This window comes from Williamsia sp. Y853 (genome assembly GCF_056786495.1).
Map to the genome: position 1 here is coordinate 691179 of NZ_JBXCJC010000004.1, position 14815 is coordinate 705993.

A 14815-nucleotide genomic window follows, 5' to 3' on the forward strand; every position below is an offset into this window, starting at 1 on the left:
ACTTCAGGCCAGGGCGCGCAACCGTTCTGCGGCCTGTTCGATCACATTGTCGCGCTTGGCAAAAGCGAACCTGACCAGGTGGCTCCACTGGTCCTGGTGATCGACGAAGGCGCTGACCGGGACCGCCGCGACACCGATCCGCTCGGGTAGGTCGCGGCAGAACGCCGCGCCGTCGTGATAACCCAGCGGACGGGGATCGGCACAGACGAAGTAGGTGCCCTCACTGCGGTGGACATCGAAACCGACATCGGTCAGGGCGCTGGTGATGAGATCGCGGCTGCGCTGCAGGCGGGCCGCGGACTGGCGAACCCAGTCCATTTCGGTGTTCAGCGCCGAGGCCACAGCCGGCTGGAACGGTCCGCTGCCGACGTAACTCATGAACTGTTTGGCGGTCCGGGCCGCGGCGACGAGCTCGGCCGGACCACTGATCCAGCCGACCTTCCATCCGGTGCAGTTGAACGTCTTACCGGCCGAGCTGACCCGCAGCGTCCGTTCCCTCATGCCAGGCAGCGTTGCCAGCGGAGTGTGCGTGCGGTTGTCGAACAACAGGTGCTCGTAGACCTCGTCGGTCAACGCCACCACGTCGTTCTCGATGCAGGCGTTGGCGATGGCCTGCAGATCGTCGTCGGAAAGGACCGTACCGGTGGGGTTGTGCGGCGAGTTGACGATCACCAGCGCGGTATCGGACGTGATCGCACGGTCCAGTGCGTCGCGGTCGAGGGTGAAGCCGTCGCCGTCCGGAACCAGTGGGACGGTGACCCGGTTGGCGCCTGCCATCGCGGTGGCGGCGGCATAGCAGTCGTAGTACGGCTCGATCATCACCACATCGGTGCCCGCCTCGACCAGGCCGACAATGGCACCGGTGATGGCCTCGGTCGCGCCGACGGTGATCAGGACCTCGGTGTCGGGATCGTAGTGCAGGCCATAGTGGTCGAGTTGATGCTGGGCGACTGCCGTCCGCAGCGCCGGGATCCCGGCGCCGGGCGGGTACTGGTTGTGTCCGGTCGCGATCGCATCCTGCGCGACCATGAGCATGGTTTCCGGGCCGTCGGTGTCCGGGAAGCCCTGCCCGAGATTGATGGCATCGTGTTGGATGGCCAACTGGGACATCTCGGCGAAGATTGTCGACGAGAACGGTTGTAGCCGCTTGACGGTCCGCATGTCTGTTGGCCTCCTGGGATGTCAGATGCTCGCAGTCTCCAACGCTACCGCGGCGCGGGCGGCCGGAGCTGCTTCACCTCGGTGGCGCGGTCGTCAGCGGTTACGCTGATGAACCTCAGCATTTCGGTCATCGGAAGGTATCGCGTGTCAGATCAAGGTCCCTATCCCGGCGCGCCGGGTCCCAATGGTCCGGGTGGGTACAACCCGTATGGGGAGCAGAATCCCTATGGACAGCAGTACCCCGGTGGCACGCCCGGCCAACCGGGACCGGGTCAGTCATATCCACCGCCGCAGCCGGGTTATGGTCCCCCGTCCGGTCCGGCCTATCCGCCGCCGACGTTCCCCGGTCAGCCCTACCCGCAGCAGCCTGGCCAGGCCAATCCGCAGTATGGCCAGCCCTATCCGCAGCAGCCCCTCGCCCAGCCGTATGGCGCGGTCCCGCAGTACGGCAACTACCAGCAGCCCCCACCCCGCAAGAAGCGCACGTTGTGGGTGGTTCTGGCGGTGGTCGCGGCTGTTCTGGTCGCAGGCGTGATCGCTGTGGTGGCGCTGGCGGTTGTCCTCGCCGACGACATCGACGACGTCAAAGCCGGCGACTGCATCACCGTGACCGGCGCCAACTCGGATGCGGACTTCGACATCGTCGACTGCGGCAAGACCTCGCCGCTGAATTTCATCGTCGCGGAGAACCTTGATTCGCGGACCGAATCCTGTGGGGGAGAGCAGTATTCGGAGCTGACGCAGGCCGGTGAGGACGAAACGAAACTCTGTCTGGTCCCCAACTTCCAGGAAGGCAGCTGTTACGAGGTCCCGGTCGCGTCACTGACCGGGATGAAAGAGGTGCCCTGTGAAGTCGGGAGCAGCCAGATCAACACGGTGCTCAAGGTGCTGACCAGGGTCGACTCGACCACCGTCCCCGGTTGCCCCAGCGCGATAACGTTCGATCGTCCGAAGCCGCTCGGGTTCTGCTTCGGCAGTCCCGCCGACTGATCGCCCGACAACGCGTGCGGCAGATGAGCCGGTTGCCGATCAGCCGATGGCAGGGCCGAGCAGGTCGTCGGCGTCGGTGATCCGGTAGGCGTAACCCTGTTCGGCGAGGAAGCGTTGCCGGTGGGCCGCATAGTCGGCATCGACGGTATCGCGGGACACCACCGAGTAGAAGTGTGCCTGTCCGCCATCGGCTTTCGGCCGCAGCAGGCGGCCGAGGCGCTGGGCCTCTTCCTGTCGGGATCCGAACGTTCCCGAAACCTGGACCGCGACGGACGCCTCGGGCAGATCGATGGAGAAGTTGGCCACCTTCGACACCACCAAGATCTGTATCTCACCGGTGCGGAACTGCTGGAAGAGCACCTCACGTTCCTGGTTCTTGGTGGAACCCTTGATCACCGGCGCATTCAATGCTTCACCCAGTTCGTCGAGCTGATCGAGATACGCGCCGATCACCAGCGTCTGAGAACCCTGGTGCTGCGCGAGAATCGACTTCACCACATTGATCTTGGTGTGCGCGGTGGAGCAGAGTTTGTATTTCTCCTCCGGCTCGGCGACGGCGTATTCGAGGCGTTCGTTGTCGGTCAGGGTCACGCGCACCTCGATGCATTCGGCAGGCGCGATCCAACCCTGTGCCTCGATGTCCTTCCACGGTGCGTCGTAACGTTTCGGACCGATCAGGCTGAACACGTCGCCCTCGCGACCGTCCTCGCGCACGAGGGTGGCGGTGAGGCCGAGCCGGCGTCGCGACTGGAGGTCGGCGGTCATCCGGAACACCGGAGCGGGCAGCAGATGGACCTCGTCATAGATGATCAGGCCCCAGTCCCGGGAGTCGAAGAGGTCGAGGTTGCGGTACTCGCCCTTCGTCTTGCGGGTCATCACCTGATAGGTCGCGATGGTGACCGGACGGATCTCTTTGCGTTCGCCGGAGTACTCGCCGATCTCTTCCTCCGTGAGTGACGTCCGGGCGATCAGCTCGCGTTTCCACTGGCGTCCGGCCACGGTGTTGGTGACCATGATCAATGTGGTCGCCTGAGCCTTGGCCATGGCGGCTGCGCCGACCATCGTCTTGCCTGCGCCACAGGGCAGGACCACCACACCGGAACCGCCTGCCCAGAACGAATCGGCAGCCAACTGCTGGTAGTCACGCAGCTCCCAGCCGTTCTCGTCAAGCGAAATCGCATGGGCTTCGCCATCGACGTATCCGGCGAGGTCTTCGGCAGGCCAGCCGACCTTGAGCAGTACTTGCTTGAGCCGTCCACGTTCGGACGGATGCACGATGACGGTGTCGTCGTCGACGCGGTCCCCGAGCATGGGAGCGATCTTTTTGTTGCGCATGATCTCCACGAGAACCGCGCGATCGAAGCTCACCAGGGTCAATCCGTGGACCGGACTCTTGACCAATTGCAGCCGTCCGAAGCGGCCCATGGTGTCGACGACGTCCATGAGCAGCGGCTGCGGTACGGCGTAGCGCGAGAAGCTGACCAGCGCGTCTACCACCTGTTCGGCGTCGTGGCCTGCCGCGCGGGCGTTCCACAGCGCCAGCGGCGTCACCCGGTAGGTGTGCACGTGTTCGGGTGCGCGTTCGAGCTCCGCGAACGGCGCGATGGCGGCGCGCGCTTCGGCCGCTCGGGGATGGTCGACCTCGAGAAGCAGGGTCTTGTCGGATTGCACGATCAGGGGTCCGTCGGTCACAAGGATTCATTGTCCTGGGAAGTGCGCGTTTGTGCCACGTAGGGGTGACGTGGCTCTCTTTGCAGGCCGAAGGTCAATCGACCATTTCGACGGTGGTGATGCGGTGCAGCGAGAACCGGTGCTCGTCGTCGGTGCCGGGCTCGGTCGCGATCACCTGCCCGGCGCCGATCAATCGGGGGACCACTACGTGACGGCTCGCAAAGCCCTCCGCGTTGACGTATCCCAGCCGCACCGTGCTCTTGGAGTTCAGCGCTTTCTGCAGCAGTGCGGTGGCGGGCAGTCCGCCGCCGGTCACCGACGAGCCGCCCTTCCCGGGACGGACCAGAGTTGCGGAGTTGGCGGCATCCTGCGAACGCATGTGCGTGACCACTGCGCCGAGCCGATCCCGGCTGGGCAGAGACAGCGACGGTTTGCGGGCGCTCTGCCGTTCGCGTGGTGTCGGTAGCCGGGCGCCTCGGAACCGTAGGTCGACGAGTTCGCCAGTGGCGTCCTCGCCTGCCGGGGCGAACCCGGCTGCCCGGAGGTGATCGAGCACGCCGATCAACGGTTCCGATGTCACGGCGACGGTCGGGGCCAACGCACGTAGCGAGAGTTCCTCGGCTACCGGGGAGCTGAGCACCGCGGCCAGCGTCGTCGGATCCTCACATCGGATGAACGTGCTGGCGACGCCAACCCGGAGCTGTCCGTGTTTGCGGGCGACATCGTCGATCAGATAGGAGATCGACTGCGGCACCGGTGTTTTCGAATGAGAGGTGAAGAAGGTGAGCAACTCGGTGCCGGTACGTCCGGCGTCGAGTGCACGTCGGACGGTTGCTTCCGAGACCCGATACACCGATGCGGCGCCACCGGATTCGAGATCTGCGACCAGGCTGAGGTCGGCCATCAGTTCGGGTGTCAGCGGACCGGGTGCGGTGATCGTCTGATCTGCCTGGGCCAGGAAGTAGTCGATGGGGGCCGGAATGGACCGTGCCATTGCGGCCAGCGTCTGCGGCTCGATGTCCTCGGCCGGTCCGGCGGCGACGATCTCGCGACCCGCGGATGTCAGGGCGCCGTGGGCGACCAGGCCCAATGCCTGTGCTTCAGAGAGTGTCTCGGCAATTGTTGTCTGTGACAGTCGACGTATCCAGCGAGGATGGCGCCAGGCGATCTGTCGTCCGACCGATGTGGGACTGACAGCGGCACCGGGCTTGGCCTCGGCCAATGCCTGCAGCACCAGCATTCGTTCGGCGCGTGCGGCGCCCTCCGAAATCGAGCCGACCAACGCACCGATGGTCGTGCCTTCGGGGGTTCGGTCGCCGATCTGCCATGGGCGACGATGTAGATCGATCCACGCCGACGCGATCGAGAACCAGCGTCGTTCGGTGCTCTGATGGATCCAGCTGTCGGCGGAAGTTGTTGGTGCCCACGACGGTTCCAGACCGTCGGACAGGTCGGGCTCGGGGAAGCCGGAGTCGATCAGGCGCAGGCCCGCCAGCACTTCGAGCACCAGCCCCATCCGTTTCTCGTCCACGCCCACCGCTTTGGTCAGGCGGCGGATCTCGCGGACTCCCATCCCTCCTGCGCGCAGGACCGTGGCCGGCTGCGCTCCGAGGGTCTCGAGCACATCTGCGCTGTGCCGCAAGAACTCCATGGCCTCGCCCGCGGCCGCGGCGTCGACCTCGCCGAGACCGATCTTGCGGCCGCCCCCGCCGGTCAGTTCCGGTGGGCGCAGAGTCTTGGGCTCGGCCGGATCCTCGCCGCGCAGCAGCTGCCCGACCACCACCGGCAATTCGACGGTCTGATCGTCCACCACAACAAGCAGATCCTGGTGAACGAGTTGGGGAACCGGTCGGTCCGAGTCCGGTCCGAGTGCGGCGTCACGGGTTCGGCCGAGGCCGGGGCCGGTGGACAGCGTGGTCAACAGTTCGCGTTCGCGCTCACCGAGCGCGTCGATCGTCTTCCGGATCTCCTCGAGGCCGCGCATGTTGATTGGCGCGGTGGCCAGCGGTGCGCGCCAGGGCCACGCGGCCGGCATGTGCGGTCCGGTACGTAGTGCCACGCGTGGACCCCAGATCAGCGCCAGCGCGATCAGTGAATCGATCCGAGCGCTGATCGCGGCCGGATCGCCGCGCTGTGACAGGGCTTCGACGATGGCAGCGGCGGCGACGGGCTCGCCGCCGGACTCGCGTCGCAATGTGCTCAGGGTTTCGAGAACGGCCACCGCGAGCAGGTCCAGATCTTCGCCGGATCGGTTGATCGAGGCCGCCGACAACGCCCGCTGGGCGAGGACCACAACACCCGGAGGAGGTGGGCTTGCCAGGTCGGGCCGCGCCTGCAACAGATCAAGCAGTTGTTCGTCGCTGCGCGAGGCGAGGTCGTCGGCCAGGCTGATTGGCTGGTCGGGGCTCATCCAGTAGATGATATGCGCGCCGCTCATGGCACAATGACCGCCGTGGCTGAAAAGAAGAAGTACGTGGACAATGGTTGGCCTGAGGTTCCGGACGGCGAGCACGCCGTGAGTGAATTCACGTCCAATCGTTCCGGATCGCTGTCACCCTTTGGCGACATCACATTCCCGGTGGATCCGAGCGATCTTCCTTACCTCCATCCCCGCACCACGGTCAATCGCTGATCGGTGGATCCCTCATCGGATTCGGGGCGCCTGACTCATCTCGATGAGTCCGGGGCAGCGAAGATGGTCGATGTCGGAGGCAAGCCCGCGACCACCCGAAAAGCTGTGGCAACGGGCACTTTTGTGACCACCGCCGAAGTGATCGGGCTGCTGTCGTCTGGTGGTTTGCCCAAGGGTGATGCGTTGGCCACGGCCCGGATCGCCGGGATCATGGCGGCCAAGAAGACCCCTGAACTGATCCCGCTCTGTCATCAGGTGGCGCTCAGTTCCGTCGGCGTCGACTTCGAACTCGGTGAGAGCACCATCGGGGTGCGGGCCACGGCCGTCACCACCGATCGCACCGGCGTCGAGATGGAAGCGCTGACCGCTGTCGCCGTTACCGGTCTCACACTTCACGACATGGTCAAAGGGGTCGACCCCCGCGCGCAGATGACCGACATCGGACTTGCCGAGAAGACCGGCGGCAAGAAAGGTCATTGGAAGCGCGACGATGCATAGCGCCGATTCACCGGGGAATAGCGCCGGTTCACCGGGGTCTGAACACGCCGCGCCGCGCACTGCGGCGATCGTGGTGGCCTCGACACGGGCTGCAACCGGCGTGTATCCGGACCGCTGTGGGCCGATCATCGCCGGGTGGCTCAGTGAGCGTGGTTATGAGGTCGGGCAGCCGCAGGTAGTGCCTGACGGCGACCCGGTGGGTGAGGCGCTGCGTGGTGCTGTTGCCGCCGGAGTTGCCCTCATCATCACCACCGGGGGAACCGGGCTCACACCCACCGACCACACTCCCGAACAAACCGCAGCCGTGATCGACCGCGCCATACCCGGTCTGGCCGACGCCATCCGGCGCAGCGGACTTCCGAAGGTGCCCACCGCGGTCCTCTCGCGTGGCATCGTCGGTACTGCGGGACGCACACTGATCGTCAACCTCCCGGGCTCCAGCGGAGGTGTGCGGGACGGACTCGAGGTTCTCGAGCCGGTTCTGGACCACGCGATCGATCAGATCAACGGAGGTGATCACTGATGGCAGCCGTGGTGGCGTTGGCCGCCGTGACCGAGGAACCGTTGTCGACCGCTGTGCACGAACAACTTGCCGGTGACGCCGCCGATGGTGCTGCCGGGGCAATCGTGAGTTTTGTTGGTGCCGTGCGTAATCACGATGGTGGCCGAGACGTGACCGCTCTGAACTACAGTGCCCATCCGACCGCCGCCGAGGTGGTGGCAAGGGTCGTCGCCGAGATCGCAGCGGCCGCGGAAGGTGTACGTGCCGTGGCGGTGTCGCATCGCGTCGGCAACCTCGCCATCGGCGACGCCGCACTGGTGGTCGCCGTTGCAGCCGACCACCGGCAGGCAGCGTTCGCCACGTGTGCGCTCCTGGTCGACGAGGTCAAAGCCCAGCTGCCGGTGTGGAAACACCAGATCTTCGCCGACGGCACCGACGAATGGGTTGGTTCGGCCTGAGGGCTTGCCGGCTTCGGGTCGGCTCGGATATCGCAACAGTTCGGGATACAGCAATCGGCGCGGCGGTGAGATGTTCACCGCCGCGCCGATTCAACTTGTGGGCCCAGTTGTTTGTGGGCCGGTTGGCCTTACGTGTCCAGCTACTTCGCCGCAGCTTCCACGATCTTCGGGGTCATCTGATCTACGGCCCATTCGAGGCTGGGCGCTGACGGGAACGCCAGTGCGGCCGGGACCGACTCGGTCTTCGGGATCTCCACGACGGCACCACGTTTGACGGCAGGCATGTTGGTCCACAGCTGCTGATCACTGAGCAGACTCATCTGGTCCGAGGTGTCCGGGAAGACGATCAGCACATCGGCGTCGAGTTTCTCCAGGCTTTCGTAGCTGACCTGGGTCCGGCCATTGGTGCACGGGACGCTCTGTGCGTAGTCGGACAGCACCATGCCGAACTCCTTCATGACGCGGCCCAGGTTGTCGTCGGCCGAGCACAGGATGTAGACGTCGGATGCCGACGGCGAGATGAGGACGTTGAACGTCTTGCCCTTGAGCTGCGGGTTGGCCGCCGCGGCGTCGGAGAGCGTCGAATCTGCCGAGGCGATGACCTCTTCACCCTTGGCCTCGAGGCCAAGGGCTTTCGCGACCTTTCGGGTCGAGTCCTGCCAGGAATCGCCGTTCGCCTGGGTCGTGTACGACACGATCGGTGCCACGTCGGCGAGTGCGGCATTCGTCTGGTCGACCAGGCCGTAGAACGCGGTGCCGACCATGACGTCGGGCTCGAGGGCCAGAATTGCTTCGAGAGTGGACGACTGGGCGGTGCTCAGGTCCAACTTGGGTGTCCCGGCCGGGTACTTGCCCTGCGCCCAGGGGAACAGGCCGGTGCCGTTGGTTGTCGAGTCGGTCTGTGCGCTGGTGGGTATGGCGATCGGGGTCACGCCGAGTGAGAGGACGATGTCTGCGTCGGTCGGACTCAGTGCCAGGACCCGCTCGGGCTTCGATTCGATGGTGACGTCGCCGAACGCACCGCTCACGGTCACCGGGAACGAACCGGATGTCGACTCCGAGGAGGCCGCGGTGTCCGTTGCCTTCCGGGCATCGTTCGTCTGGTTGCCATCGCTGTCAGACCCGCAGGCCGCAAGGAGCGGAAGGAGTACCGTACCCGCGGCGACAACGCCGATCAGGCGGTTGCGCCACTGTATGTTCTTCGACCGTCGCTCCGACGTCATTCTTGTCTTCCTGTCGCTCAACGTGTTTCCACGAACATCTTAAGGAAGGCTCACCTTATCACCGGGGAATTCGGCGGTGAATACGTCCGCAGCGGACGCAACACCACCGCTCCGCAGAGTGAGATGACAAGCAGGATGCCGCTGTAGACGGTGACTGCGCTCGATGCCGCCATGAAACTGCCGACGGCACCGGCCAGCAGGGCGCCAACCGAGAGGCCTGCGACTTCCTGTGCGGCCCAGAGGCTGTTGACGCGGCCGAGTAGCGGGGCCGGGGTATTGGTTTGGATCAGGTTGTAGCGCAGCACTTCCTGGATCGTCGTCGCCGCTCCGAACGCGATCAGCAGTGGCACCGCAAGCAAGACGGTGGTGGTGAGGCCAACCGCACCCTGGAGGACAAAGCCAATGGTCAGTGCGGTCACCAGCACCAATCCGGGCCTGCGCAGGTAGGACAGCCAGCCACTCGTGAACGACGCGATCACCGCCCCGATCGCACCGGCGGCATAAAGCAAGCCGGTGGTCCGTGAATCTCCGGAGAATCGCTCGTCGACAAATGCCGGGATCAGTGCGAGCAGTCCGCCGCCGAGCATCGCGATCACACCGACCGCGATCACACCGCCGACAAGACGGTCACGACGCAGGAACTGGACGGCGGATTCGCGGGCGGCGGCAGCCTTGCCCTCGACTGGTTCCGTCGGCTCGTGGGTCGGCGCCGGAAGGCGGGGGAGCCCGGACAGGATGATGATCGTGATCACCGTTCCGATGGTGGTGATCCAGTAGTTCCACGACACCGACCAGGTCGCCACGATCACGCCGGCCAGGAGCGGGGACAGAACCGCGCCGAGTCGGACCGTCAGTGCATTGAGGGCGCCGACACCGATCATCTGGTCGGACGGGATCAGGCTGGGGATCACCGACAGCAGCGCGGCAACGCTGATCGATCCGAATGCCCCGTTGAGCACCGTCAGCACCGCGATTGCGGTGACCGACGGTGCCGGGAGTATCGCGTTGATGCCGAGCCCGATGAATGTCAGGCCCGCCATCGTCCGGGAGAACAGGATCAGGGTTCGGCGATCGTATCGGTCGGCGAGCACACCGCCTGCGAGCATGCCGCCGATCGTGGCGACACCGCCCAATGCTGACACCAGGCCGACGAGGAACGTCGATCCGCTGAGGTTGTACGTCTGGATCGGCACCGACACCGTCAGCATCCCGATCCCGAGCAGGGAAATCGTCCGAGCGATGAAGATCCGACGGAAGTTCACACTCTCGCGCAGTGGTCGAAGATCGAGGAGGACCCGGCGTTTGCTGGTGGTTCGTTCCGCTGTCACAGGTCAATACCTCTCGGGTGGCCCACGCCGGCGTAGCGCGTTCGGTGGTCCAGTGGTCATCGATGAATCATGTTTGGCTACCCTAAGGCGATCAGATCGTATCGCAGTGTTGTGTGCCACAACCCAATCGAAGGGGCCGCGCAGTCGTGACCACCGAACGACACGTCCCGCCGGAGCGGATGTCGCTGCCGATTGTGTTGCGGCACCTACACGTTGTCCGGGTTGTCGATGTGACTCCACATATGCGGCGCGTCACCCTGGGCGGTGAACAGCTCGGCGCGTTCAGTGCAGGCGGCTACGACCTCACGCCGTTCGCGACGCACAATCCGGACGACTACGTGAAACTCTTCTTCTCGGACCCTGAAACGAACGTGCTCACACTGCCCGAGCAGGACGACGGCCACCTCGACTGGCCGAAGCGTCCGGCGCCGACCTCGCGGTCCTACACGGTTCGCAGTTATGACGAGGTCGCAGGCGAGCTGGATATCGATTTCGTGCTGCACGGTCACGGTGTTGCGGGTGAGTGGGCCCGCGCGGTGCGGCCGGGCGACAGCATTCATCTCGCGGGACCGAAGGTGACGACCTCGCCGCCTGCTGGTGCGCCATGGTGGATCTTGGCAGGCGACGAAACCGCATTACCTGCGATCGCGCACTACCTCGATGCACCGCCGGCCGGTAGGCCGGTTCATGCGTTTGCGGTGGTGCCCGATGCTGCCGATGAGCAGGCCGATATCAACGGGATCACCTGGTTGCGGCGCCGCAACGACGTCACCGACGGTCAGCAGCTGGCCGCGGCGATCAACGAATTGTCGCTTCCCGACGGAGATGGCTGGATGTGGATTGCCGGCGAGGCCGGGACCGTTCGCGAGCTTCGCGCAGTGGCGAAATCACTGGGTGTCGGCAAGGCGATGCTCGATGCGAGTGGTTACTGGCGCCGGCCCGTCACCGGTGGTGTCCTCGAGCGGGTCCGCACGCTCCGTGCTCAGGCGACCGAAACTCTGGCCGGCAGACTGTAAGCAGTCCGAACGAGATCCCGATTGACCGGGCGTGCCTTGGTCAGGCTAACCTAAGGCTCGGTTGTCGTTTCGGGAAAGAGAAGTCGCATCGTGCAGCTCCGTCAGCAGGTTCTGCGCACCTCCAGCGCCTCGCAGAACGTCCTCTTGGCTCAGGCACTTGCTCCGGGGAATCCGACCTTTGTGGTTGGACAGTTCTTGCGGATGAGCGGCCCGCTCGACGTCGAGCGGCTCGTGCGGGCAACGGATTCCACACTGGCCGTCCTGGACGTGGCGACGGCCAGGTTCACGGTCGATGCCGATGGTGCGGCGATGACTCTGGGTTACCAGGCGCCCCCTACCGAGGTCGTGGATCTAGCGGCGGAGCAGTCACCGGAATCGGCAGTGCAGGAATGGGCGCGCCGTCGGCATTCGGTCGCCATTGATCCGGCATCCGAACCCTGTGTGCGGGCAACCGTGCTCATCCTGGGCTCGCAGACCCATCTTCTTCACCTGGCCGCCCACCATGCGGCCCTCGATGCCTTCGGTATCGCGTTGCTGATGCGCAAGGTCTCTGCGGTGTACGACGGCGCCGAACCCCTTGTGCCCTCCGTCGGGGATGTGGTCGACGACGACCTGCGGTACCGCGCGAGCGAGCAGTTCGACATCGATCGAGAGTTCTGGGCGCAGGAAGTGATCGGTTCAGATCCCGCTGCCTCGCTTGCACATCCGGATGCCGGTCCGGCCGCTATTGCGACATCGGTGCGGACCGAACGGATCATGGTGGCACCGCAGACCGTCGATGCGATGACCGGTTCGGGGTCGGGCGGCGGCACCTGGATCGAGGCACTGGCGGCAGGTGTTGCCGGTTTTGTGGCCCGCGTGACCGATCGCGATGACGTGATCCTGGGATTCCCGATGATGGCGCGGATGGGGACGTCTGCGACCCGGGTGCCGACGACGTCGGTGAATGTTGTTCCGCTGCGGATACATACCGCTCGGACAAGCAGCGCCCGCGAGATCATGGAGTTCTTTGCGCAGACCAGGTCGCGGATCGGTGCACACGCGAGATACCGCGGAGAAGACATCGCGCGGACGGTGAGGTCGGCCGGATCATCGCCGATCGTCGGACCGTCGATCAATATCAAACCGTTCGGCGACCGGATCCGCTTTGCCGGACTGGACGCATCGGTCGAATCCCTGGCTCGTGGGCCGGTGACCGATCTGAGCATCACCGCACAGCGCGTCGAACGTACCGGGGCGGTGGAGTTGTGCATCGACGCCGACTCCGAGCGGTACACAGAATCCGAACTCGCTGCGCTCGGCGTGCGTCTGGTCGCGTTCATCGACCGATTCTTTGCACCCGGACCACAGACCCGCCTCGGTCAGATACCGGTCGCGACGCCGCGTGAGGTCGACGCACTGCCGATCGCGGGGCGCAGTGTTGAGTCCGATTCGAATACAGATGTGCTGCAACTGATTCGAAGTGCGGCGAAGCGCACGCCGGATGCCATCGCGATCATCTCGGGTGATGATGCGATGCGCTACGACGATCTGGTCAACGCCACCGACCGCTTGGCCGACCGCCTGCGGCAGCAGGGTGTCGGTGCCGGCGACACAGTTGCGATCCTGTTGCCCCGCACGCCGAAGCTCGTTGTCGCCCTGCTGGCGACATTGGCAGCGGGTGCGGCCTACGTGCCACTCGATCCGCGCTTCCCGGCCGACCGGGTGGAATACATGCTCGGGCACAGCAATCCGCGGACCATCCTCACCACGACCGACTGCGCCGGGGTCTTGTCCGACCAGCAGCTCGCGCGCACGCTTGTCCTCGATGCGCCGGGCGGAGACGTTCGCCCGGATTCGGCCGGGTCGCAGCGGCGGTCGGGCACCGCCCGCCGGACACCGCATTCGGTGGCCTACGTGATCTACACGTCGGGTTCGACCGGATTGCCCAAAGGGGTTGCCATTAGCGACCGGGCGATGGCAAACCTGGTGCGCGACATGAGTGATCGATTCGGATTCGGCCCACAGACCGTGATGTTGGCGGTCACGACGATCTCGTTCGACATCGCGGTGCTCGAATTGTTCTCACCCTTGATCTCGGGTGGTTCGGTGGTACTGGCCGGCAATACCGAGATCCAGGATCCGCAGGCACTCGCGGACCGGATCTGTTCGAGCGGTGTGAATGTCATGCAGGCGACGCCTGCGCTGTGGGCCGGGTTGCTCACGCTCGGCCCGGCTCTGGATCTGAGCGGAGTCGATGTTCTGGTGGGCGGCGAACCGTTGCCCGAATCCGTTGCCGAAGAACTCGGTGCTGCAGCGCGAACTGTCTGGAACATGTACGGCCCCACAGAGACAACAGTGTGGTCGACGGTGGCCGCGGTGAGCTCCGGTGCCGACATCACCATCGGCAGGCCCATCGCCAACACCCGTGCATACGTCCTCGACAGAGCACTGCAACCGGTCCCGGTTGGCGCGGTCGGGGAGCTCTATCTCGCCGGTGACGGCGTCGCAACGGGATACTTCGGGCAGGTCGATCTGACGGCGGCCCGATTTGTTGCCGATCCAGATCAGCAGGGATGCCGGATGTACCGGACCGGTGATCTCGCGCGGTGGGGGACCGATGGTCGACTCGTCTGTCTCGGACGCACCGATGATCAGGTCAAGGTCCGCGGGTTCCGGGTCGAGCTCGGAGATGTGGAAACCGCGGTTGCCTCGATGAAGGGCGTGGATCGATGTGTCGCGCGGGTGATTCCGAGCGCCACCGGTGGGCAGTTGGTGGCGTACGTCCGCGTGATTGCCGGCGCGGCGGTCGACCGGGCGAAGATACGCGATGAACTGCGACTGATACTGCCCGAATACATGATCCCGGCAGCGATACTCGAAGTGGCCGGGTTCCCGCAGACGCCCAACGGGAAGCTCGATCGTAAAGCATTGCCTGAACCGGATTTCTCGTTGATGGTCACGGACTCCAGAGAACCCGAGAACGAGGTCGAGTCGGCGCTGTGTGCTGTCTTTGCACAGGTGCTCGGTGTGGCGCAGGTGGGCGTCGAGGACGACTTCTTCGGCCTCGGCGGCGACAGCATCACCGCGGTCCGGGTGGTCGGTGCCGCCGCCCGGGTGGGATTGAAGCTGACGGCGGCGCACGTGTTCGAATCGAGAACCGTTGCGGTACTCGCGCCGCTGGCCACATCGGTGACGGCTGCGACGCCCGTATCGGCTCCTCCGCAGGCCCACACGCGGCAGCGGGTGGCACCTGACACCGCAGTGTTCACCGGGCTCTCACAAGAAGAGCTCGACGAGTTCGAAGGCGAAGGCAACCTACTGTGACGACTGGCTCGCGACCCGCTACATCGTCCA

Annotated in this window: 12 protein-coding genes; 7 read left to right on the forward strand and 5 right to left on the reverse strand. The window is 65.2% G+C overall.

Going from position 1 to position 14815, the window contains the following annotated elements:
• Window positions 1–3: 3 nt before the first annotated feature.
• Entirely contained in the window at window positions 4–1161 is a 1158-nt protein-coding gene (locus AC1TPF_RS23815; protein ID WP_482145473.1) for a pyridoxal phosphate-dependent aminotransferase, read from the reverse strand.
• Window positions 1162–1305: 144 nt separating this feature from the next.
• Between AC1TPF_RS23815 and AC1TPF_RS23820 the strand changes: the two genes are divergently transcribed.
• Window positions 1306–2151: an LppU/SCO3897 family protein gene (locus tag AC1TPF_RS23820; RefSeq protein WP_482140215.1), complete on the forward strand. Its 846-nt coding sequence runs from the start codon at window positions 1306–1308 to the stop codon at window positions 2149–2151.
• A 39-nt stretch (window positions 2152–2190) separates the two neighbouring features.
• Here AC1TPF_RS23820 and AC1TPF_RS23825 read toward each other — a convergent pair whose 3' ends face one another.
• Together AC1TPF_RS23825 and AC1TPF_RS23830 are read right to left on the reverse strand one after the other, a co-directional pair.
• Window positions 2191–3843, reverse strand: a complete 1653-nt coding sequence (locus tag AC1TPF_RS23825) for a DNA repair helicase XPB (RefSeq protein WP_482140213.1) — start codon at window positions 3841–3843, stop codon at window positions 2191–2193.
• A 73-nt stretch (window positions 3844–3916) separates the two neighbouring features.
• Window positions 3917–6259, reverse strand: coding sequence for a helicase-associated domain-containing protein (locus tag AC1TPF_RS23830; protein ID WP_482145474.1), 2343 nt, complete (start codon window positions 6257–6259; stop codon window positions 3917–3919).
• A 6-nt stretch (window positions 6260–6265) separates the two neighbouring features.
• Here AC1TPF_RS23830 and AC1TPF_RS23835 point away from each other — a divergent pair, with 6 nt between their 5' ends.
• The 4 genes from AC1TPF_RS23835 to AC1TPF_RS23850 are packed head-to-tail and all read left to right on the forward strand — an operon-like array spanning window position 6266 to window position 7912.
• A complete protein-coding gene (locus AC1TPF_RS23835; RefSeq protein ID WP_482140209.1) occupies window positions 6266–6454 on the forward strand; it encodes a hypothetical protein in 189 nt (62 codons plus the stop codon).
• A 3-nt stretch (window positions 6455–6457) separates the two neighbouring features.
• Window positions 6458–6952, forward strand: a complete 495-nt coding sequence (gene moaC, locus AC1TPF_RS23840) for a cyclic pyranopterin monophosphate synthase MoaC (RefSeq protein WP_482140207.1) — start codon at window positions 6458–6460, stop codon at window positions 6950–6952.
• Entirely contained in the window at window positions 6945–7475 is a 531-nt protein-coding gene (locus AC1TPF_RS23845) for a MogA/MoaB family molybdenum cofactor biosynthesis protein (RefSeq protein WP_482140205.1), read from the forward strand. Before moaC ends, AC1TPF_RS23845 begins: the two co-directional genes overlap by 8 nt.
• Window positions 7475–7912 carry a molybdenum cofactor biosynthesis protein MoaE gene (locus AC1TPF_RS23850; protein WP_482140204.1) on the forward strand — a complete coding sequence of 146 codons (438 nt, stop codon included), beginning with the start codon at window positions 7475–7477 and terminating at the stop codon, window positions 7910–7912. Before AC1TPF_RS23845 ends, AC1TPF_RS23850 begins: the two co-directional genes overlap by 1 nt.
• A gap of 140 nt (window positions 7913–8052) precedes the next feature.
• Here AC1TPF_RS23850 and AC1TPF_RS23855 read toward each other — a convergent pair whose 3' ends face one another.
• Window positions 8053–9135: an iron-siderophore ABC transporter substrate-binding protein gene (locus tag AC1TPF_RS23855; RefSeq protein ID WP_482140202.1), complete on the reverse strand. Its 1083-nt coding sequence runs from the start codon at window positions 9133–9135 to the stop codon at window positions 8053–8055.
• A gap of 50 nt (window positions 9136–9185) precedes the next feature.
• On the reverse strand, window positions 9186–10463 hold the full coding sequence (entS, locus tag AC1TPF_RS23860; protein WP_482140200.1) for an enterobactin transporter EntS: 1278 nt from the start codon (window positions 10461–10463) through the stop codon (window positions 9186–9188).
• A gap of 146 nt (window positions 10464–10609) precedes the next feature.
• On the opposite strand from entS, the gene AC1TPF_RS23865 reads away from it, so the two are divergent.
• Window positions 10610–11479 carry a siderophore-interacting protein gene (locus AC1TPF_RS23865; protein ID WP_482140199.1) on the forward strand — a complete coding sequence of 290 codons (870 nt, stop codon included), beginning with the start codon at window positions 10610–10612 and terminating at the stop codon, window positions 11477–11479.
• Window positions 11480–11569: 90 nt separating this feature from the next.
• On the forward strand, window positions 11570–14785 hold the full coding sequence (locus AC1TPF_RS23870; RefSeq protein WP_482140197.1) for an amino acid adenylation domain-containing protein: 3216 nt from the start codon (window positions 11570–11572) through the stop codon (window positions 14783–14785).
• The last annotated feature ends 30 nt before the right edge of the window (window positions 14786–14815 follow it).

Excerpts from the sequence above, each read along its gene's own strand:
- AC1TPF_RS23815 (WP_482145473.1), bottom strand. The coding sequence starts at position 1,161 with ATGCGGACCGTCAAGCGGCTACAACCGTTCTCGTCGACAATCTTCGCC.
- AC1TPF_RS23830 (WP_482145474.1), bottom strand. The coding sequence starts at position 6,259 with ATGAGCGGCGCGCATATCATCTACTGGATGAGCCCCGACCAGCCAATC.
- AC1TPF_RS23835 (WP_482140209.1), top strand. The coding sequence starts at position 6,266 with ATGACCGCCGTGGCTGAAAAGAAGAAGTACGTGGACAATGGTTGGCCT.
- AC1TPF_RS23845 (WP_482140205.1), top strand. The coding sequence starts at position 6,945 with ATGCATAGCGCCGATTCACCGGGGAATAGCGCCGGTTCACCGGGGTCT.
- AC1TPF_RS23850 (WP_482140204.1), top strand. The coding sequence starts at position 7,475 with ATGGCAGCCGTGGTGGCGTTGGCCGCCGTGACCGAGGAACCGTTGTCG.
- AC1TPF_RS23855 (WP_482140202.1), bottom strand. The coding sequence starts at position 9,135 with ATGACGTCGGAGCGACGGTCGAAGAACATACAGTGGCGCAACCGCCTG.